This is a genomic window from uncultured Mailhella sp., from assembly GCF_944324575.1.
GTDB lineage: Bacteria > Desulfobacterota > Desulfovibrionia > Desulfovibrionales > Desulfovibrionaceae > Mailhella.
In genome coordinates this window covers 1-19,852 of the sequence record NZ_CALUWV010000174.1, presented here as the reverse complement: position 1 = coordinate 19,852, position 19,852 = coordinate 1, and the positions used below count along the sequence as shown (strand labels likewise).

Annotated in this window: 20 protein-coding genes; 7 read left to right on the top strand and 13 right to left on the bottom strand. The window is 44.5% G+C overall.

Going from position 1 to position 19,852, the window contains the following annotated elements; genetic code table 11:
- The first annotated feature begins 126 nt into the window (after window positions 1–126).
- The 6 genes from Q0J81_RS11905 to Q0J81_RS11880 all read left to right on the top strand — a co-directional run bounded on the left by Q0J81_RS11905 (window position 127) and on the right by Q0J81_RS11880 (window position 8,701).
- Window positions 127–2,661, top strand: coding sequence for a hybrid sensor histidine kinase/response regulator (locus Q0J81_RS11905; RefSeq protein ID WP_294448136.1), 2,535 nt, complete (start codon window positions 127–129; stop codon window positions 2,659–2,661).
- Window positions 2,662–2,773: 112 nt separating this feature from the next.
- Window positions 2,774–3,079, top strand: a complete 306-nt coding sequence (locus Q0J81_RS11900) for a hypothetical protein (RefSeq protein ID WP_294448135.1) — start codon at window positions 2,774–2,776, stop codon at window positions 3,077–3,079.
- A gap of 444 nt (window positions 3,080–3,523) precedes the next feature.
- Window positions 3,524–3,844 (top strand): hypothetical protein, encoded by a 321-nt coding sequence (locus tag Q0J81_RS11895; RefSeq protein WP_294448134.1) that lies wholly within the window; start codon window positions 3,524–3,526, stop codon window positions 3,842–3,844.
- 67 nt (window positions 3,845–3,911) lie between these two features.
- Window positions 3,912–4,271, top strand: a complete 360-nt coding sequence (locus Q0J81_RS11890) for a hypothetical protein (RefSeq protein ID WP_294448133.1) — start codon at window positions 3,912–3,914, stop codon at window positions 4,269–4,271.
- Window positions 4,272–4,303: 32 nt separating this feature from the next.
- Window positions 4,304–7,222, top strand: a complete 2,919-nt coding sequence (locus Q0J81_RS11885) for a hypothetical protein (protein WP_294448132.1) — start codon at window positions 4,304–4,306, stop codon at window positions 7,220–7,222.
- Window positions 7,223–7,264: 42 nt separating this feature from the next.
- Window positions 7,265–8,701: a hypothetical protein gene (locus Q0J81_RS11880; protein WP_294448130.1), complete on the top strand. Its 1,437-nt coding sequence runs from the start codon at window positions 7,265–7,267 to the stop codon at window positions 8,699–8,701.
- Between the two features lie 228 nt (window positions 8,702–8,929).
- On the opposite strand, the gene Q0J81_RS11875 is transcribed toward Q0J81_RS11880, so the two are convergent.
- The 12 genes from Q0J81_RS11875 to nrdD all read right to left on the bottom strand — a co-directional run bounded on the left by Q0J81_RS11875 (window position 8,930) and on the right by nrdD (window position 16,693).
- On the bottom strand, window positions 8,930–9,301 hold the full coding sequence (locus tag Q0J81_RS11875; RefSeq protein ID WP_294448129.1) for a hypothetical protein: 372 nt from the start codon (window positions 9,299–9,301) through the stop codon (window positions 8,930–8,932).
- Window positions 9,302–9,328: 27 nt separating this feature from the next.
- The gene (locus Q0J81_RS11870; protein WP_294448128.1) at window positions 9,329–10,465 is read right to left on the bottom strand and encodes a hypothetical protein; all 1,137 of its coding nucleotides are present in this window, start codon (window positions 10,463–10,465) and stop codon (window positions 9,329–9,331) included.
- Window positions 10,466–10,474: 9 nt separating this feature from the next.
- Window positions 10,475–11,053, bottom strand: a complete 579-nt coding sequence (locus tag Q0J81_RS11865; RefSeq protein WP_294448126.1) for a hypothetical protein — start codon at window positions 11,051–11,053, stop codon at window positions 10,475–10,477.
- 224 nt (window positions 11,054–11,277) lie between these two features.
- Window positions 11,278–12,519, bottom strand: coding sequence for an AAA family ATPase (locus Q0J81_RS11860; protein ID WP_294448125.1), 1,242 nt, complete (start codon window positions 12,517–12,519; stop codon window positions 11,278–11,280).
- An 87-nt stretch (window positions 12,520–12,606) separates the two neighbouring features.
- Window positions 12,607–13,281: an FAD-dependent thymidylate synthase gene (thyX, locus tag Q0J81_RS11855; RefSeq protein ID WP_294448124.1), complete on the bottom strand. Its 675-nt coding sequence runs from the start codon at window positions 13,279–13,281 to the stop codon at window positions 12,607–12,609.
- A gap of 202 nt (window positions 13,282–13,483) precedes the next feature.
- Entirely contained in the window at window positions 13,484–13,705 is a 222-nt protein-coding gene (locus tag Q0J81_RS11850) for a hypothetical protein (RefSeq protein ID WP_294448121.1), read from the bottom strand.
- 116 nt (window positions 13,706–13,821) lie between these two features.
- A complete protein-coding gene (locus tag Q0J81_RS11845; RefSeq protein WP_294448119.1) occupies window positions 13,822–14,274 on the bottom strand; it encodes a hypothetical protein in 453 nt (150 codons plus the stop codon).
- Between the two features lie 9 nt (window positions 14,275–14,283).
- On the bottom strand, window positions 14,284–14,763 hold the full coding sequence (gene nrdG / locus Q0J81_RS11840) for an anaerobic ribonucleoside-triphosphate reductase activating protein (RefSeq protein ID WP_294448117.1): 480 nt from the start codon (window positions 14,761–14,763) through the stop codon (window positions 14,284–14,286).
- 469 nt (window positions 14,764–15,232) lie between these two features.
- Complete coding sequence (locus tag Q0J81_RS12350; protein WP_366937528.1) at window positions 15,233–15,808, bottom strand: NUMOD4 domain-containing protein; 576 nt, start codon at window positions 15,806–15,808, stop codon at window positions 15,233–15,235.
- 3 nt (window positions 15,809–15,811) lie between these two features.
- Entirely contained in the window at window positions 15,812–16,093 is a 282-nt protein-coding gene (locus Q0J81_RS11835; RefSeq protein ID WP_294448115.1) for a hypothetical protein, read from the bottom strand.
- Between the two features lie 26 nt (window positions 16,094–16,119).
- Window positions 16,120–16,518, bottom strand: a complete 399-nt coding sequence (locus Q0J81_RS11830; protein ID WP_294448112.1) for a hypothetical protein — start codon at window positions 16,516–16,518, stop codon at window positions 16,120–16,122.
- Between the two features lie 37 nt (window positions 16,519–16,555).
- Window positions 16,556–16,693, bottom strand: a complete 138-nt coding sequence (gene nrdD, locus Q0J81_RS11825) for an anaerobic ribonucleoside-triphosphate reductase (RefSeq protein ID WP_294448109.1) — start codon at window positions 16,691–16,693, stop codon at window positions 16,556–16,558.
- Between the two features lie 246 nt (window positions 16,694–16,939).
- Between nrdD and Q0J81_RS11820 the strand changes: the two genes are divergently transcribed.
- Entirely contained in the window at window positions 16,940–18,217 is a 1,278-nt protein-coding gene (locus Q0J81_RS11820) for a DUF4143 domain-containing protein (protein ID WP_294448107.1), read from the top strand.
- Window positions 18,218–18,301: 84 nt separating this feature from the next.
- Here Q0J81_RS11820 and secF read toward each other — a convergent pair whose 3' ends face one another.
- On the bottom strand, window positions 18,302–19,417 hold the full coding sequence (gene secF, locus Q0J81_RS11815; protein WP_294448106.1) for a protein translocase subunit SecF: 1,116 nt from the start codon (window positions 19,415–19,417) through the stop codon (window positions 18,302–18,304).
- Window positions 19,418–19,852 lie beyond the last annotated feature (435 nt).

Sequence of the window (19,852 nt, the reverse complement as noted above, 5' to 3'; positions counted from 1 at the left end):
AGAAGGTAAAATTTTACATGAACCGACGCACGTTAAAATGACATTGATCTTATTCTAAGTCATCAGAGCATTGTCACCATATTTTTGATCTGTTTTCTGCTTCCCTACTTTCTAAAAGGAGGTATCATGTTTTCTTCTAAAACAGCATTACAGATTTTATTTAAAAAATCTAAATCAGGTCTTATAATACTTCTAATTTTAATCTCGTTATCTGCATCATCTTATATTCTAATAAAGGATACTTTGCTACAAAGCGCACAGTCCTTAGGAGAGTCATTGGCTAAAAGCTATGCTAATGAAGAGCAAAACGACCTAACGACTTACGAAACTCTTTTAGAATTTGGAGCATCTACAATTAATTATTTATATAGTATAAATGCTACAGAAGAAGATAAAAAACAACGCATTTTAATTTATTTTGACAGGTTATCAAGGACTTTGCCTCCAAAAGTAGTAGATCCTTATCTAGTTACACACAACGGAATTATCGCTCTTAATCCTTGGGAAGGAGACTCCACATACGACTTTTCTTCATCTCCCTGGTACAAGCTGGCTAACAACTTTCCGGGAAAAATTGTCTTTACAGACCTCTATGAAGACGCCATATCCAGAAAACCTGTGTTTACATTGGCAAAGAAATGTGACAATGGAGATATTCTTGCTTTTGATATTTCCAATGAGGCTATTTCTAAAACACAGGAGCATCTGAAACTTCCTGCCGGAGGCTCACTCTTTCTTTGTGATAGACGAGGAAATGTTATTCATTCACAGACGGAGTATTCTGGGTCAAAAGATAAGCTTCAAATATATGTAAATGGTCTTTTTAAACTAGTTCTTGATAACAAATTAGAAAGCTACTATTCCAGTATCACAGATATTAATAAGCAAAAACGCGGTGTATATTACTACTCTTTACCTAACGGATGGACTTCCATAATTACAATTCCATTCAATACTATTTTAAAAAATTTACAATTATTTGAATATTCGTTCATATTAATAGTTGTCATAATATTTTTCATAACAGGTATTCTTTTGTGGCGCAATGCAAAAAGCTGGTATATAATCGAGCGTACTAATGAAGCGGTACGAGTTCTTGGAAACAGCTTTTATGCTATTTATCGCATAAATTTAATCAATAACACATACGAGATGATAAAAGGATCTGATGCAGTACGTAATAAATTAAAACAACAAAATGGATCTTATGATAGTCTATTAGATGCAATGCTAGATCTTATAAAACCAGATCTTCGAGATGAGTTTAAATCGACATTTTCTCTCCAAAAAATTCATTCCCTGGTAGCTAATAGAATAAAAGACTTTGGCGGTGACTTTCAGCGTCAATTTGACAATGAATATCACTGGGTGAGTGTACGCGTCCTGTTTGACGAATCTCTCTCTCCTAATGAAGCAGTTCTCTGTTTTAAAAGAATAGATCATGAAAAACAAAAAGAATTAAAAGAACGTCAACTGCTGGAAGCAGCATTGGAGAAAGCCAAACAAAGTCAAAAGTCCAAGCAAGCCTTTTTCAGCAGCATGTCCCATGAAATGCGTACACCTCTAAATGCTATTATTAACCTGGTCAACCTCGCAGAAAGAGTACCCAACGACAATAACAAAATTCTCAGTTACCTGAAAAAGATCAAATTTTCTGGGTCTCATATGCTAAACCTTGTCAATGATACCCTTGACTTCGCCAGATTAGAATCTGGAAAGAAGGATGCAAATACTGCACCTATTGATTTAGATTCCTGTGTTCAAGAAATTATTGCCCCATTTGTTTTGCAAGCTGAACAAACTGAAAAAGTTTTCAAATACTCTTTTAATGGAGAAAATAAAATAATTATAGCTGATAAAATATCTATTACTCAAATATTCAATAATTTACTATCAAATGCCTTCAAATTTACATCAAAAGGTGATACTATATCCGTGAGTGTTACTCAAATAGCTCAGCAACATGGTCAACAACTTAAATATAAATTTATGATATCTGACACTGGAAAAGGAATTTCTCCTGAATTTATAACTAAAATATTCGAGCCATATGCCCGTGATCAACGATATTCTTCTCAGATTGCAGGGACAGGTTTAGGAATGCCCATAGTTAAAAATATCGTAGAATTATTAGATGGGCAAATTGATGTAGAAAGTGAACTTGAAAAAGGAACAACTTTCACAATTATTATACCGTTTTCACCTGGCACTTTAAAAAATACAAGCAATGACGAATCTAATACAACAACCCAACTAAATGCCTTTACATTAGAAGGTAAAAAAATTCTATTAGCTGAAGATAATGAAATTAATATGGAAATTGCTGATGAAATGCTCTCGTTGAATGGAATTATTGTTGAACGTGCGTGGAATGGTCGAGAAGCATTTGAAAAATTCAAATCCTCTGATGATTACTATTACGATGCTATTTTAATGGATATGCAAATGCCAGAAATGGACGGCTGTGAAGCATCACGACAAATTCGTGCACTGAAAAAGGCTGATGCACAGACAATTCCGATAATCACCGTTACGGCCAACGCCTTTTCTGAAGACCTTGTGGCAACTACAAAGGCAGGTATGAATGATCATGTTTCAAAACCTATTGACTTCTCGATACTCTACAAAATATTAGAAAAAAACTTGTACAACAGACAATGAAACCACAGGGCTGTCTAACCTTAACATGGCGGTGGACAGCCTTGTTAAATTTAAATGTCTTCGTATTCTCATTGCAATCTTAATAAACATATGAATGACATACGGAGGCGTCATGGGTAAGGAAACAAGCGAAATTCTGAGCGTAAAGTCATCTCTTGGTGAAGACAATGACCTCTACGTCGGTAAGAAGCTGAATCGTAAGGAGCCATGGATACCCAATGGTACAGAAATAAGATATTTTACCGGATGTATTACCAATGAAGACGACAGGATCGAGTTGGAACGCATTATGACGAAATCACTGAAAACCGGCGGCGTGGTTCAGAACCCCGGAGATATGTTCGTCATAAATGAAGCAGGATCCTTTGACAAGGATGGATGCTATCATGTCATAGTGAAATACATGGTTTTACCCTAGTAACCATACAACATCATCGTACAGTGGTTATTATGATCTCAAAAAATTGGTAATGAAACTCTTGAGAAAACCAAAGATTACGTGTATTACGGCCTTCCTATATTTGCACTTAAAGATCTATCAGGCATTCCTTTTCTAATGGCTCTTGATGCTGTAGATTCTTCTCTGCTTCCTAGAGATATTCGCAAGCTTAGGAAAGAATTAAGAGTACCGAAAGACGTTAAAACTAAACGTATTTCTCCGTCTGGTGCATCTAACTACAATCCATTCACACGAACCGCTCATGTTCCCCGGGAGCGCTCAATAGCTTCCCATGAATTAGGCCATGCTTCCAGCCCTCTTAGCTCTAAAATGGGAAAATAGCTTGGCTTATTCTTACCCTACAACAGGGCGCTAGGCACTCTCGGTGGAATTGGTCTAACTACTAAAGCATACCGTGACGAAATGGCCAGGCTTAAAGGAGATCAAGAGCCTGACAGTGAATTGGACAAGGCTCTTAAGATTAACCGCTATGGCGCCATAGGTGGTACAGCCGCTATGCTTGCAGAAGAAGGTCAGGCCAGTCTCCGTGCCTTAAAAGCTATCGAAAAGATAAATGGCTCAAAAGCAGCGTTAAGAGCAGCAGGACATCTTCTTCCTACATACGCAACATACCTTGCGTATGCAGGTGCTCTCCTTGGTGGTGCTCCTGCTGTCGGACGCTACATGGCGCGAAACGCATACAAACGGCAAGAAGCGAAAAACAAAAAGAAATACAAAAAGTAGCCACAAGATCATTAACTTCGGCAGACACATGTAGTGCCTGCCGTTTTTAATTTTCAAGAATCCTATTATGACTTCCGCATTTGCTGCAAGCCTTTTTTCTGCCAAGCCATACAGCCATTTCTCCGCCAAACGGAACAGCAACAATGCACACGATGAACGCCACTACCAAGAATACATCTGCCATTGTGGATTTAAACATGTCTGTCATGAACGCATACAGGCATCACATGGCAACAGCCGTGAAAAAATACATGATTACATAGCGCTTACGAATGGTTTCCCTGTTGCCACATTCTTTGCACACAAGATGCATGTTCTGCTCCGACGTATGTTAATCTTTTCGATGAATTCCAATATTCCTACCGCATATATTCGGGCGATTCAACTTAAATCTCTCTTCTTCCTTGGCCAACAAGGCAATCTTTGAGTGTTTCCCAAGAACAATCAGAGAGATGCTCCATGCCCGAAATACGCCCCATTATCACCAAGCCCGAAAACATCCGCAACGCCATCCGCAGCCGCGTTGTAGAAGCCATATCCGCCAAATTCCCCATCGAAACCCAGAACTGCACAGCGGTGCTGAAGCACATTGAGGTAGAGCGCGTAGGAGCCTCGTCTGACAAGCAGACTGAGGCTCTCATGTCGCGGGGAAACATTCATGACGGCGTGTATGCCGACATCGATGTCCTGGACAAAAACGGGCATATCATCGGGCAGCTAAAAAATCACAGGCTGATGAATCTTCCTTATTACAGCAACCGCTATACCATGCTTCTCGACGGGCATGAGTACAGCATAGTATCGCAGATGCGCACGAAGTCAGGCGTGTACACGCGAAAGAGAGGTAACGATGAACTGGAGTCCGCGTTCAACCTTGCCCGGGGGGCAAATTTTAAACTGGTCATGGAGCCTGATACGGGTGTTTTCAGCATCGATCTTCTTAACAGCACTATGCCTGCCTTTGCTGTGCTGCGCATACTTGGTGCTTCTCCTGCAGATATTCAAGAAACAGTGGGAAAAGAACTTTATGAGAAAAACTCCGCCGTGTCTCCTGCTCGAATGGAAAGAGCAAGAAACACCCTGTATGATAAACTTGTCGCCTACAGAGACCAGGTAGGCAGCGACAAGCTCTCTGCCGAGGAAAAAGACAGAGCCATACGCCAGTACTTCACAAAAACTCAGATAGACCCGGAAACAACCAACCTCACGCTTGGCACGCCGTTCTCGTCCGTATCGGCCAGAACTATTCTTCAGGCCATGAAAAAGATGCTTTCCGTCTACAAAGGCGACGAGGACATAGATGAGCGCGACCATCTGGAATTTCAGAAAATCTACTCGATAGAAGACCTCCTGAAGGAAGTCATCGACAAAGCCCCTGATACCATTCTGAAAATTCGCTCCAAGCTCAATTCATTCAAACCTTCAGGCAACAAGGAAGAAGACGCCGCAGCGCTCAAAAGCATCTTCTCTCCCGTGTACTTCACAAGACCGGTTCAACGCTTCATCACCGGATCTTCTTTGTCGCGTATGCCGAGCCAGATAAATCCTGTGGAGTTTCTCGACTCAGCCTCCATCATCACGCGCCTTGGAGAAGGCGGCATATCCTCAGAGCGGGCCGTTCCCTTTGAAACCCGCGGAGTCAATAACTCATACATCGGCGTCATCGACCCCATCGCTGCCCCGGAAAGCTCCAAGGTAGGCATCGACGTGCACTGCACCATGGGTGCATACAAGGGGGACGACAACGAGTTCTACAAGCATGTCATTGACTGTAAAACGGGAAAACCTGTTTTTAAACGTGTTATCGAGTTGCACAACAAGTACCTTGGTTTTCCTGACCCGCTGTACAATGAAGGCAGTCGCAAACCTACAGATATGATTCCGGCCATTTACAAAGGAAAAATAACCAGAGTACCTCGCTCTCAACTGGACTACCAGATAATGTCGCCGCACGACATGACCACCTACACCACCAACACGGTTCCCTTTGCCAACGCCAATCAGGGAAACCGTCTACTCATGGGCGACAAGCATATTCAGCAGTCTCTTCCGCTGGAAAATCCAGAAAAAAGACTGGTATCGTCTTCCATTGGCCCTACTTCGGTTGAGAAAGCCATCGGAAACTGGACTCTTCCGAAAAGCCCTGTGGATGGAACGGTGTCAGCCATTAAGGAAGACACTATCGTCATCAAGGGTAACGACGGCAAAAAATACACGGTGGACTACGACCACAACCTTCCCCTGGCCACGAAAACCTTTCTGGACAATCGGGTAATCGTGAAGGTTGGCGACAAGGTGAAGGCAAACCAGCCTCTTGCTGAAAGCAACTTCACCCGCGACGGCGAGCTCACTATGGGACGCAACCTTACCGTAGCCTATATGCCCTACTTCGGGCTCAACCATGAAGACGGCATAGTTCTCAGTGAGAGCGCGTCCAAAAAGATGACTTCCGTACATGCCGATAAAGTCACCATGAACATCACCAAGGATATGACTTTCGGCAAGAAAAAGTATGTCGCCGTATACCCTACGACGTTTACACAGGAGCAGCTTGAAAAGCTCGATGAAAACGGCGTCGCCAAAAAGGGTGCCATTCTTGAGGAAGGAGACCCTGTTATTCTTGCGCTTACCAATGCCGGCGAATCGAGGCAGAATCAGGTTCTCGGACTTATCCACAAGAGTCTGATACATCCCTATAAGGACAGCTCCGAAGTATACGAAGAACACTTTCCCGGCGAAGTGACAAACGTTCATGTGTCTCCATCTCTCATTACCGTCGTCATCAAGGTGAAGAAACAGCTTCAGGTAGGCGACAAACTGGCAGGCTCCTACGGAAACAAGGGCGTATGCTCCAAGATACTCCCTGACGATCAGATGCCACGTGATGCCGACGGCAACCCCCTGGACGCCGTGCTTACCTCGACTTCAGTTATCTCAAGAATCAATCCAGCTCAGATTCTTGAAACCACACTGGGCAAGATAGCAAAGAAAAAAGGCGTCACCTACAACATCGAGAACTACAGCAAGGCTGACTACACCAAGTTCGTGCTCGATGAGCTTAAAAAGCACCATATGAGCGATACGGAAACAGTTACCGATCCCGTCACCGGAAAGAAAATACCGGGGGTGTTCGTCGGCGTGCAGCACATGCACAAGCTGTTCAAAACTTCCGATACCAACCTGTCCGGTCGCGGCATAGAAGGCCCTCACGATATGGACGACGCCCCAAGCGGGAGCGGCTTCAACGGGCCGAAGGCCATAGGCGGCATGGAAGTGAACGCGCTTATTGCACACAATGCGAGATCCGTACTTCGGGAAAGCACCGTGCTGCGCGGAGCCAAGAATGCCGAATTCTGGAAAGCTTTTCAGGCCGGCTAGGCGCCAAATTTCCCTGCTGAGAAAAAGACCTTCAACCGCTTCGTGGATATACTGAAGCAGGCGGGCATAAACGTCACGCGGCAGGGAGACGACCTTATTGCCGCGCCGCTTACTGACAAAGACATTCTTGCAATGTCTTCCGGTGAGATATCCGACGGCAAAATGCTGTTTGCCAAAACGCTTCAGCCTGAACCCGGCGGCCTTTTAGACCCAAACATCACTGGTGGTCTCAAAGGCACGAAATGGTCGCACATCAAGCTTGTCGAGCCCGTCGTGAACCCCGTGTTCAAGGATGCCGCAAAATCCGTTCTCGGCATGAGCACCAAAGAATTTGATGATGCCTCCGTCAACAAAGGGGGTAAGTTCATACGGGACAGCCTTAATGCCATGAACGTTCAGGAAGAGCTCCAGAAGGAAAAGGATGCGCTGAACAGTGGAAATCTTACCAAGGGGGCTCTGGATGCCTCATTGAAGCGCATGAAATACCTGCGTGCCTTAGATGAGCTTCACATGAAGGCCGGGGACGCCTACATGCTGTCCGTCGTCCCAGTTACGCCGCCGTCCGTGCGTCCAGTGGTTGTCGGGAGAACAGGCGACACTATGGATAACGATGCCAACAAGCTGTACCAGGGTCTTATTCTTCAGAACAATGTGTTCAGGAAAATCAAAAACTCAGGCATGGGCGAAGAAGATGTACGGGATAACCGTCGGGCGATCAACGAGCGCATGGCAGAGCTTACTGGCATGATTGCCCCTTCAAGTCCTCAGATGCGCGGTCGCGGTGTAAAGGGTGCGCTTGACTTCATATCCGGCGACGTTCCCAAGGAAGGATACTTTCAGAAGAAGATTATCTACGGCAAAATGAATCTTACCGGGCGCTCGACCATCACCCCTGATGAAACCGTAGGGCTTGACGAAGTCGGCCTTCCTGAAAAGGTGGCCTGGGAAATGTATAAGTCGTTCCTCATTCGAGGACTTTCTCAGATGGGGTACACGCCGCTTGCAGCGAAGGAAGCCGTAGAGAACAGAACCGACGTGGCTAGAAAGGTGCTGCAGCATGAACTTGAAAAGCGGCCTGTCATCATCAACCGCGCCCCCACGCTGTGGCGACACGGCATTATGGCGGCAAAACCCGTATTGCGAGCCGACACGAACCTCCATGTGAACTCATTGTGGGAATCAAGCCTCAACGCTGACTACGACGGTGACGCCATGCAGATACATCTGCCTATTACGGACGAAGCTATCCGCGATGCAAAAAAAATGTTCCCCTCGCAGCAGCTTTTCTCAGATAAAAAGAAGAACGACCTGCTGGAAAAGCCTACCCGGGAACCGGTAATCGGACTGTACGTAGTAACGGCCAATGTCGGAAAACCACGCGGAAATGCCAAGGTGCATAAGTATCGCTCAGTAGATGAAGCGTGGAAGGACTACTACGCTGGAAAACTGAAAATGACTGACTACGTGGACATCAGCTGAAATCGAACAGCTAAAAAGAAGCCGGGCTTGCCTGGCTTCTTTGTTAGGTGTTACTTAAGGAGTCGTTTTGCCTCGACATCTGCTACCTCAAGCCATGCTGCAGCAGAATTTCCCGCGTACATGGAAGCAAGATAGCTGAATTCCTCATCGGACAGAAACGGATCACTGTACCTTGAGAGAATGCTTGCAAGAACCTCAAGTTTTACTTGAAGTATCTTTATTTCATTCTCATTCGCTGTCGTCTTTTCCATTATCCTCACGACCGTCCACGATGTTTTCCGGATTGATGACTTTCAAATGCTTCGGGTTCACGCAGTCCACCCTTCCACAGGTGGTGCGAATGTTTGCACGTGCACTCAAAGACACTTTGTATTTCATCATGTAGGCATACTTACGCGCCGATACCGTCACAGGTTTTCCGCCAGTTTCCGGTTGGTAGCAGAACCTACCTATTCCGTTCACTGTTGCTGCAGTCCAGATAATGTGTGATCCTTGGACAACAGTTTTATCCTTGAAAGCACAATCACTGCAGCAATACTTCAGGTTGTGTGCATTCGACTCAGGAAGCAACCGATTACAATATTTGCAGAATCGTTTCATAAATTGTTCCTTTATTCACAAGTATAGTTATACGGAAATGGGCCTCCTGCAACTTACGCCAGATCTCAGTACTACTGTTCCGGGAACATCCCAGCTCTTTCCAAGAAACTCCTCAAAGCCCTTCAGAGGCAGGCACCAGCGGTACTGAGTTTCATCGTTGTCCACAAGAAAATACTGTACGCCATTCTTACGTATGCGTCCGCTCAATATTCTGGTCTTCCAGCGCTCCAGTCCTCCGTTATTTTTAACAAGAACCGTATCTCCGGGGTTTACAATAATTTTGCGATCCATGCCTTCAATCTTGCCCACGGCGCCGTGATACGCATACAGCGTCGGGAAGATATGCTTTTGAGACTCAAACCCCTCGATGGTATACAGAACAGGGAGCGTCATCTTCTCGAAGCGCACCATTATCTTGTATTTGATATGGGCAGAGTCGCCATCGGTTCCAGTGATATTGTCGATGATCTTTCCAGTGCCATAGTTCGTAGAGAACACTGCGGTTCCGGTGTCGGCATGGGCGGCGTCCAAAATGTCCAAGTCCCCGTTGCAATGCATGATATTCCTGAATATCCTGAGAATACCATTGTCATTACCATTATTGACAGCATCCTCCTCACACAGATTTATTTCTGCTAAGGAAGACTCTCCCTTTGCAGAGCACAGGATGTCGTTTTCTTCTTTTTCTTCGTCTCTTATGATTGTACTTGGCTTGTTTATGCCAAGGTGCTTGAATACCTCATCCATATTTACTGAAGGGTAGTGAAATGCCCGACTCAGAGCTGTAGCCTTCATCACCCGCTTCTGCTCTACAAACGGTGTGCACACATACATGGGTATAATGTGATACGGGTTCACATACATAGGATCTCCACACATGTGTACGATGTGAGATCCAGCTCGTATAGCCCCGAAAGTAAGGGTATATCCAACGCGCTGAGCCCTTTCGGGAGTTGCTATGTATCCATGCGCAGGATACTTTCGCGTTACATACGTCAATCCTGAAGCACTACCAGGCTTTTTCTTCCAGTGCAGGCAACCGGGATGGTCAGGAACTTCTTCCACGCCGGAATTGAACGCACATTCGGCACTGCAATATCCTACGCCGACAGACATGTCTTTCGTTACTTCGTATTCTTTTCTACAATATTTGCATATTCTCATAGCAGTCTCCTAATACCTGTCGTAAGGGATGAAGTAGGTTTCGGGAAACGGCTGATAGCCGTTCTCCATTTCAATGATTGCTTTCATTATTTCGGGCATATACATTCTAACGTCTATGTCGGTTGTGGCTGTAACGCCAATCCTTCTCGCGATTACTGATGCATACTTTTCATAATCTCCTTCGCAGTATCTCTGCATTATGGAAAGAAGATTCTTCTTTCCGTGTTTCTGTTGAAAGTTGACCAAGGTTATATAACCAGCCCGGAGTCCATGCTCATATGTCTCGAACTTCGCAAGACCGATATCGTCTGCTCCTATCTGGCCTTTCCATGGATCGCTGGAACCAAGTGCGGCAATGTTCATTGGATTTTTGTTACGCATTCCCCTGGTTAGCTTCTGTATACGTATGTCTACTGGAGGAAGCTCGCTCTCAAAGAAATCAGCACGCTCACAGTGATACTGCAGCTCCTTCTCCAGAGTCTGCATGCTTTGTTCAAGCTCCATGCACATATTTTCTGCAAACTTCAGGTCTTCAAAATTCTTGTCGACTATTCTATAAGCAAATATCCATATAAATGTCGTAGCCATTACCCATAGACTAATACTACAATAATCACATATACATTGATTTGTATTAATGTGTTATTGCGTCTTGTAAATGTATTCATGGTCATCCTCGTACACAGGAACAACAAACTTTGTAAATATGAAGTTGCAGTAGTACTCTCCTGCACCGTATTGGTCTGAAAAAGTATCTTTTTCACATCCTGAAAAGACAGCACCAAGAAGTAACAGAATAACAAAAACTGTTTTCATAAAACCCATACAAACGCACGTTTAGCGCGTGTCACTGCCGTGTACCACCAGCGATAGAACTCATTGTCCACAGGATGGTCGTTCAAAAGAAACACGTTGTCCCATTCACTGCCCTGGGACTTGTGCACCGTTATGGCGTACCCGAAGTCAAAGTCGTGCGGCATAAACTGCCCATTTCTCTCCAACTGCCACTTGGCGTCTTTATTTGATCGTATGGAATCTATAGTCTTGGAAAGCTCTGTACGGGACTTGCTGAATCCAAAGCCTGCTTCAATGGCTATGGACGTATGCATGAATCCAGTAAGAGGGTCAGCATATTGCACGTTTACACATCCTGTTACTGCTGACCGTGTAGTTTTGACTACGCGAACCATGTCGCCATTGACGATGCCAAACCCTCTGTCATTATTGCAGCAGAGTATTCTCTCGCCTGAAATAGGAAGCCTGCTTGATGAAAATCCGGCAACTCTTCGCACGTAGTTATTCATTTGGCTTTTCTTAAAATTCGAGTATGTGAGAATAACCGTGTTGTCCTTCATGTAACAGGCAGCGAACTTACTACTGTATTTCTTGTACAGATTGGAATCTTCTCTGGAAAACAAAAGAACACCTCCCTTGGTCGCGCTGTCCGGATGAGAACAAGCCTTTGGCATCTCCCCAAAGCGCAGCTGCGTTGCCAAATCGAGAATGGGATTGCCGTTACCCTGCCGAAATACCTCAGTGAGGTGAATGTCACAGTTGTCCATTACGGAAAACTGAGCTACGCCAACTGCCTTATCGACAACAACAGGAGGAAGCTGAAAGCTGTCGCCAACAAAAATGATGGGCACATGAAAATCCACAAGCTGCCGGTACATTTGTTCTGAAATCATGCTTGCTTCATCAATGACCATGAGGTCACATTCCAGAGTTTCGCGCGGCTGAAAAATAAGCTGGTTGTTTTTCTCCTTCGGCCTGTGATATATGAAGGAGTGAATCGTCCCCATATAGTCATCAGGCCCGGTGAACACCTTGAATTTGCTTTGCATCACATGGCTTGCCTTTCCTGTTGGAGCAAGATAGGCAATGCGGTGCCTCGGGAGCTCATTCAGCCATTTTGCAAGTGATCTCAGCACCGTCGTCTTACCTGTTCCGGCATGCCCGTCGAGAACAAAGCAGTTTCCATGCGGGTACGCGATATAGTCCTTCATTGCCTCTAATGCGGTTTTTTGAGCTTTACTCAATACGACATCAGGCATATGAACCTCCTTTCTCTGTAAAACAGCAGCGGCGCGACTATACCGTGCCGCGCCGTTACTGTGCCTTATAACGAAAATATACGTAAATTATGAGGGATACTTGCCGCAGCTCTTCTCTTCTGGGCATCGGCCGAGAAGAGCGCATCGCGGCCCTGCGTTGGAGAATACCTCTGGAAGAGTTGATTTACACAGGACAAGTATTCTTTCCGCAAGTTCACGTATCTCCCATTGCGCACGGGTGCAGCAACGCAGAGGAAAGAACGTTTCGTAAAGTTCTCTTGCATTCATAGTGACGACCAAAGACGTATGCATGGCATTGGGAAGCAGATATCGTGCATCTTCTCTAGGTATCAGGTGAAATTCAATTAGATTATTATAAGCCATATAAATTTGCTCCATAGTTTTACAGAACAGCTCTTCTGCTTCACTTTTGTGTGCTATCGACGGAGGCATAACATACTTGCCTTCAATGCTATCCACAGCAGTATAACGCTGACTCTGCTGCGAATAGCTTGCGTGTCTGTGTCGTACTAGCTGGTGGCTCAGCACACGGGAAACGCCAGTAACAGAAAACGTGTATGATATGTGTTCGAGTATGCTTGTGTGCCCTGAGGCAATAACCTTCGACACCAGCTTTGCACGGCTTTCATAGTCGGCGGTGAAGCGTTTTTTCCAGTCTTCATCCGTGCTGTAGCATCGTCTTGCTGCTGAAAACAGTACGTCGAGTGCTCCTGCCGTGTATCTGATAAGCTCAACGTTCATAAAACCTCCTCGTCAGTTTTTGGATTTTCCTTTCATGGTCTATTCTCTGGGAGATTGCGGTCGTGCCTCAAAAAGTTCATGGCGTTTCTGCTAAAAGAAGCCCCGGAAGATTTTGGTCTTCCGGGGCAATGAAGCAGCGACAGCCTAACGAGCTATCTTTATGAGTATTTCAAGAAGTTTTTCAGGGTCTGGCCAGAATGCATTATACATGTTCAACCTCCTTGGTTGCGTCATTTTTAGTATTCTTCATGCGAATAATGATTTCTTCCACGCCCTTTTTCTTGCCGCTCATAACCTTTCCTACTTTGTGAAGAAGTTCATCGTAGGATTCTCCAGAAGCCTCTGAACTTGCCTTCACTCCGGCAAAAAATCCGTAGGTAGCTGCGCCTGCAACAGTTGCCAATATTCCAATGGTTTTGAACATAACGTTCTCCTATAATGTTTTTACAGGTCATAATTATCCTGTCATATTCTTATACCAAAAAATACTATTGATATATGAAAGGCCGCCTCAGTTTTATCTGCGGCGGCCATCATGACCTATTGCTTTCTGCGTCTTTGCCTAACAGGAACTTTATCTGTTGGCTGTGTTGCCTTAACAGCTTCCGTCTCCTTCCTATGCTCCTCGATAAGGGCATCGCGTTCTTCCTTGGGTTTCGCCACAAGGCGAATCTGCTTCTCAAGAACTTTCCCGACAACAAGAACCTCCTGAACGTCGGCAAGTTTTGCAAAGTCCGGTTTGTTCGGATCGAATTCTGCATAGGCATCGACAATCGTGCCGTCGTTCATGCGAAACAAATACATTTTTCTCCTCCTGCTTATCAGCGCCGATCCCTGCCCATATGTTACAAACGGTGACGCTTCTAGAATATGCCTGTCTTCACGAGTAAGTTCTCGGCACGGGTATGTCTTGCATTTCAGGCATGACAGCCTCGGAGCAGCACGCCACGTTACAGGGCATCTGAAAAACTCCATGGCTCTTGTGTCAACCATTCTTCTCTCCTATGGCTTAAACAGAACCACTTCGCCAGCTTTAAGCGATTCCTGGACATCTATGAGCCTTTGGTTCCTTGAACCTCGAAAAAGCAGATCAAGAGACTTTTCCGATTCCATAAACGGGCCATCCACAAGCACATCCAAGTACGGCAGCACAGGATTCCCTTGCGCTTCCTCCCATGTGTATCCTGTGTAACACCACAGGTTGTATCCTGTGTGCTTCAGCATTTCAGCAAGTTGTGCCAGTTCTCTTGCCTGGTCAAGAGGCTCTCCTCCAGAAAACGTAACACCGGAGATAAGCTCCTTTTGCCGCACGGCTCGGAAAATCTCTCCGGTAGTCATCTCATAACCTCCTGTTTTGTTCCAGGTTTGCTTGTTGTGGCATCCATGACAGTGATGTCCGCATCCCTGCAGGAATACAACGAAACGAACTCCAGGGCCATCCACCACGGACTCAGGTTCTATTCCGGCAACTCTTAGATGCATAATATCTCCTTGTTTTACGTCTTATAACATGTTGCTATATTTTTTATAAAATAAAAAATTAGCAGAAATAAATTAAATACATACATCTACTATATTATTACATAGATTTATTGGACATAGTTTGATGTTGTTGTGGGCAAGACGCCTCCCTTGCTAAATGGGTGTAAATGGGTGTATTTTTGGGTATGCTGAATACAAACTCTCTCCTCATCACTCCTGAACTCGTCAATCTCATTGCCGAGATCGACGAGTTCAAAGGCTCTTGGAAGACTCTTGGAACTACTGGAGCCAATCGAAACACAGTTAAATTGCACTTTAGACGACTTGTTGAAAACAACTTCCTTGAACTTGTCGGCAAAGGAAGAGGTGCGTGGTACAAACTACTTTGACTTGCTGATTATCAATCTCCGCAAATAAAAGGCGCTGACCTGAGCAGTTCAAGTCAGCGCCTTTTGTTCAGGCCATTGCCCTAACACCAGCTATTTTTACTGAGCGTGTGTTCTTTTCGTGAACTTCCAGAAAAAACCATGCGATTACCACCATTGCGGCAAGCCACGCCAATGTTACCACTAGATGGGCCTGCTCCGACAGCTTTGTTGGCATCCTGTATGCTATTAAATCTGGCAACTACCTTGCCACGATTATCGTAGGCTGTCACAGGTTTCCAATGATTCTTACTGCTTCGCTGTATGGAAGTCCCAAACCTGGTATTGTCCCCTGTAGACATCCATTCAAGGTTTTCCACGCGTGAGTCGCTCTTGTCCTCATTCTTGTGATTAACGAATGTCTTGTTCCTTACGTCGTCATTAGGAATGAAGGCCAGAGCTACCAGACGATGCAGTCTGTCCTGGTAAGTTTTGCCGTCTTTTCTGAGAGCTACATGGTAATAGCCGGAAGACTGCCTCACAGGGTGAAGCATTCTTGGCGGTATTTTGACGACTACTCCGTCTTTTATCCGCTTCCGTTCCGCCCTGCGCAATCGACCTTTGCTGGATACCTCGTATCCTTCAAAGTTCGGTATCTTCTTCCAAACTTCCGTTACCATGAATCAGTTCGCCGGACGAGATCCTGTATTGTTGCACATCACCAGAGTTGGAATACGCCATTGATTCAGACCGGTCGAGTCATTATCCCGAAAACTGAAAGGAGCATGCGCCGGATTTAATGGGTTGTCATCCTTTTTAGGAACAAACTCTTCAGATTTATCTTCAACAGTTATGGAAAACACGGATTCTGCAGGAACTTCCTCGGAAACCATGAGCGTGTACAAAGACATCAGAATGTTCGACGCATACTTGTCCGAGCATACTATGGTGATCTTCTTTTTCATCTTCGTACCGAAAGCTCAGCGTATTGTCAGGCAGGAATGCACCCACGCTTAATCTGCATAAGTCCACTTATGGCCTCATCAATGGTTGTACACTGATGAGAAATGCTGATCCCGGAAGGAGCTTCACCAAAATTTACGTTGTAATATACGGTGAAGCTTTTCCTGTCGCATTCCACAGGTGCATCTTCAGGAATTTCGTTGCAGTATTTTTCGCCGGATACGCCGCAGCAGCACTCTTCACACATATTGCAATCGTCATCATCCACAGACTCTGTGCTATCGCAGTCAGAATACATGATGATGGCCCGAGCGCCCACAATGTCCTTCATGGTGATTTCGCCGGCATTCAAGAGATTGTACAGTTTCACAAGGGCTTCTGCACCAGTAAGGTCGTCATTGCACACAAACTTGATGGTTCCAGGCATATGTTCCTCTCTTATTCTTTCATCCTGACTCAATTTGTCAGTTAGCCTTCACGTGCTTCACACGGTCGCGCTCTTCAGCACGCTTCGCGTCGTTCCATCTGTCAAGCGTACCAGTAAGGTAGCCGGTGATTCGTCTGATTCTCTGAAATTTCTGCGGCTTGTCATGCTTGTCCATGAAAAACTCCTTGTTTCGTAAGAAATGTTGTCTTTATGTGGCTAAGTCTTTAGCTTGCTCCGTAAACTTTTACTGTCGATGTGAAAAACGAAATGAAATCAGCTTGAAAGCCACATATAGCTCACATGAGTGATGATGCTTCCTTGGCGTATGCGAAAATCTGTTGGGTTGAAAATTCAAAATCCGTTGGGGTAAAAACTTGAAATCTGTTGGGTTGAGCTACTCTGAACTCCAAGGAGTTGATGAATGGTCAGGCAAAACTATCTACCAAGAATCGTTGATTCCAAGCTGGTCGAATACCTGAAAGTCTTTGGTGCTGTATGTATTGAGGGCCCAAAATGGTGTGGTAAGACTTGGACAGCGTCTTTTCACAGCAACAGTCAGGTTTTTATTGGAGATCCGTCCGGAAATTTTCAAATTCGACGATTGGCTGAGATGTCCCCTTCTCTTGTTCTTGAAGGAGAACCTCCAAGACTAATCGATGAATGGCAGGAAGTTCCGCCTATCTGGGATGCCGTAAGGTACAAGGTAGATACAAGTCCTGACAAAGGTCTGTTCATTCTAACAGGCTCTGCAACGCCGAATCACAAAGGAATTCTGCATAGCGGAGCTGGCCGCATCGGCAAACTGCGCATGCATACCATGTCCTTATTTGAGTCTGGAGACTCTTCTGGAAACGTATCGCTTGAAGAGCTCTGTCGTGGAAAGTTGAAACCTATGCTTACAGGAGATGTAGCTCTTGGACATCTTACACGCCTTATCGTCCGTGGTGGCTGGCCAGGAGTAATCCATCTTCCTGCAGAGCAGGCTTCGCTTGTAGCGAAGGAGTATTTGCGTGCCATCGTCGATGACGATGTGTTCCGTATGGACGGAATTAGGCGTAACTCCACAAAAATGCTATTACTCCTCCACTCTCTTGCAAGAAACGAAAGTACAACTACCTCCAACAAAACGCTGAAAAACGATATTAAGGATACTGATAACGAAGATATCGATGTTGTTACTGTTGCAGAGTACTTGGATATTTTCGAACGCCTGTTCCTTACTGATAATATTCCACCGTTTTCAACAAGTGTACGATCTTCCGTTCGAGTAAAGCAATCTGTTAAGCGTCATTTCTGTGACCCCTCTATAGCCTGTTCTTTGCTGAATCTTACTCCGACTATGCTGGTGAACGATTTAGAAACACTTGACCTTCTGTTTGAGGCTTTATGCGAGCGCGATCTGAAAATTTATGCTGAATCCTTTGGAGGCAATCTATATCATTATCAGGATTACAAAAATCGAGAAATTGACGCCATTGTTGAAATGCCTGATGGACAGTGGTGTGCTTTCGAAATCAAATTAGGGGCAAATCAAATTGATGCAGCAGCACAAAGCCTGCTTACCATTAAAAAAGAAATAGAAGATGATCCTAAGGGCAAACCTCCTTCAATTCTCTGCGTTCTGTGCGGAATGAGCAATGCAGCCTACCAGCGCCCAGACGGCGTTTTTGTCGTTCCCATTACTGCGCTCAAAAACTAAGAAAAAGCAAAAGCCTTCTCTGTATTTTCAGAGAAGGCTTTCATAGGTTGTCGTAGCTGCTAAAAATAGATCAGTATGCAAATACTAAACTACGCCATGTTCACCGGGGCGTTCGAATTCAACCTTCTGGCTCACCTTTGTATGATAGAAATCAACGTTTCCAAATGCAATGAGAATGGGAGAAGCCACGAAAATGGACGAGAACGTACCAAAGATAATACCAAGCGTAATGGTTAGAGCGAAGCTATGTATTACATTTCCCCCAAGAAAATACAGTGCAAGGCTTGCCAGCAGCGTTGTCCCAGATGTCATGACGGTACGCGAGAGAGTCTGATTCACGGATGCATTAATCACCGACTCCATCGTCGGTTTATTATCGCTGTCATGTGGAACGTTTCTGAGATTTTCCCGTATTCTGTCATAAACTACGATCGTATCATTGATGGAATAGCCGACAAGTGTAAGAAGAGCTGCTATGACATTAAGGTCTATTTCCACATTCATCAGTGTCAGAAGTCCTACTGTTATAACAACGTCATGAACAAGTGCCAACGTCGCTCCTAGAGCGAAATTAAGCTTGAGCTTCCAACAACATATAAATGTAATTATCAATCCTAAAAACACACCCCAAAGCTTACTCAATCCTATATAAGATACACCATATACCGCGCCATAAAGAACTGCGACCATGGCACCCGCAGTTATCCAGCTATGTTCGAATCTTCCAGATATATAGACTGTTATTAAAAGAACTGCATAGAACACAGCTTCAATTGCCATATTCCTTAAGTCGTTTCCGACCTTGGGTCCAACTGATTCAATTCTTTGTATCGTGAACTTGTTATCAGGAAGCGTTTTATGGAGTGTGTCTGTCACATGTTCTCTTAATTCCTGAGTCGATTCATCGGATACGGAAAAGCGCAGCATGTAGTTTCGGTTATCAGGATCCACCTGTTGGACTATCAAACCAGGTAAATTAACATCTTCCAATGCCGTTTTTACATGTTCATCGAGAATCGGCTGCTCAAATGATATCTGAACAATCACACCGCCGGTAAAATCGACGCCATATTTGAGTCCACCATTCATCAGAATGGCAACCAAACCAATCAGTGCAGTTATGCATGAGATCGCATAGGCTATTTTTCGAAAGCCAACGAAATCAATATGTGTTTCATGAGAAAAAATAGCTAACGCCATGACAACTCCTTCTGATCAAATGGAATACAGCTGCTATACTAGACTGTCCTTGTTTAAACCGATTTGTCATCATTGGCAGATAAAAAAATAAAGTCAACTACCTATATTTTTTAGAAATATTTTTCTATGACAAATTTCTTAGGATGAAAAAGACCTGAACAGTCTTTATTTGATTTCCTAAATTTGGTAATAAAAAATAAATGAAATTTTTAGAAAATTAATTATTTTATTCAAGTATTAAAATTACTTTTTTATTCATAACATTTGTTTTTTTAAAATTTAAGGGGCTGCCTTGCTATTTTTTCTTAGCTAGGAAGCCCCATTATTGTTGTAGCAGTAAAATGCTTTTAAGAAGTAGCTAGGTTCAGGACTCATTAAATATAAAAGATGACAATGGCAGCGAGACAAATGGCCGAAAAGAACGTGTGGGCACAA

Excerpts from the sequence above, each read along its gene's own strand:
- Q0J81_RS11905 (WP_294448136.1), top strand. The coding sequence starts at position 127 with ATGTTTTCTTCTAAAACAGCATTACAGATTTTATTTAAAAAATCTAAA.
- Q0J81_RS11900 (WP_294448135.1), top strand. The coding sequence starts at position 2,774 with ATGGGTAAGGAAACAAGCGAAATTCTGAGCGTAAAGTCATCTCTTGGT.
- Q0J81_RS11895 (WP_294448134.1), top strand. The coding sequence starts at position 3,524 with ATGGCCAGGCTTAAAGGAGATCAAGAGCCTGACAGTGAATTGGACAAG.
- Q0J81_RS11890 (WP_294448133.1), top strand. The coding sequence starts at position 3,912 with ATGACTTCCGCATTTGCTGCAAGCCTTTTTTCTGCCAAGCCATACAGC.
- Q0J81_RS11885 (WP_294448132.1), top strand. The coding sequence starts at position 4,304 with ATGCCCGAAATACGCCCCATTATCACCAAGCCCGAAAACATCCGCAAC.
- Q0J81_RS11875 (WP_294448129.1), bottom strand. The coding sequence starts at position 9,301 with ATGAAACGATTCTGCAAATATTGTAATCGGTTGCTTCCTGAGTCGAAT.
- Q0J81_RS11870 (WP_294448128.1), bottom strand. The coding sequence starts at position 10,465 with ATGAGAATATGCAAATATTGTAGAAAAGAATACGAAGTAACGAAAGAC.
- Q0J81_RS11865 (WP_294448126.1), bottom strand. The coding sequence starts at position 11,053 with ATGGCTACGACATTTATATGGATATTTGCTTATAGAATAGTCGACAAG.
- Q0J81_RS11860 (WP_294448125.1), bottom strand. The coding sequence starts at position 12,519 with ATGCCTGATGTCGTATTGAGTAAAGCTCAAAAAACCGCATTAGAGGCA.
- thyX (WP_294448124.1), bottom strand. The coding sequence starts at position 13,281 with ATGAACGTTGAGCTTATCAGATACACGGCAGGAGCACTCGACGTACTG.
- Q0J81_RS11850 (WP_294448121.1), bottom strand. The coding sequence starts at position 13,705 with ATGTTCAAAACCATTGGAATATTGGCAACTGTTGCAGGCGCAGCTACC.
- Q0J81_RS11845 (WP_294448119.1), bottom strand. The coding sequence starts at position 14,274 with ATGGTTGACACAAGAGCCATGGAGTTTTTCAGATGCCCTGTAACGTGG.
- nrdG (WP_294448117.1), bottom strand. The coding sequence starts at position 14,763 with ATGCATCTAAGAGTTGCCGGAATAGAACCTGAGTCCGTGGTGGATGGC.
- Q0J81_RS12350 (WP_366937528.1), bottom strand. The coding sequence starts at position 15,808 with ATGGTAACGGAAGTTTGGAAGAAGATACCGAACTTTGAAGGATACGAG.
- Q0J81_RS11835 (WP_294448115.1), bottom strand. The coding sequence starts at position 16,093 with ATGAAAAAGAAGATCACCATAGTATGCTCGGACAAGTATGCGTCGAAC.
- Q0J81_RS11830 (WP_294448112.1), bottom strand. The coding sequence starts at position 16,518 with ATGCCTGGAACCATCAAGTTTGTGTGCAATGACGACCTTACTGGTGCA.
- nrdD (WP_294448109.1), bottom strand. The coding sequence starts at position 16,693 with ATGGACAAGCATGACAAGCCGCAGAAATTTCAGAGAATCAGACGAATC.
- Q0J81_RS11820 (WP_294448107.1), top strand. The coding sequence starts at position 16,940 with ATGGTCAGGCAAAACTATCTACCAAGAATCGTTGATTCCAAGCTGGTC.
- secF (WP_294448106.1), bottom strand. The coding sequence starts at position 19,417 with ATGGCGTTAGCTATTTTTTCTCATGAAACACATATTGATTTCGTTGGC.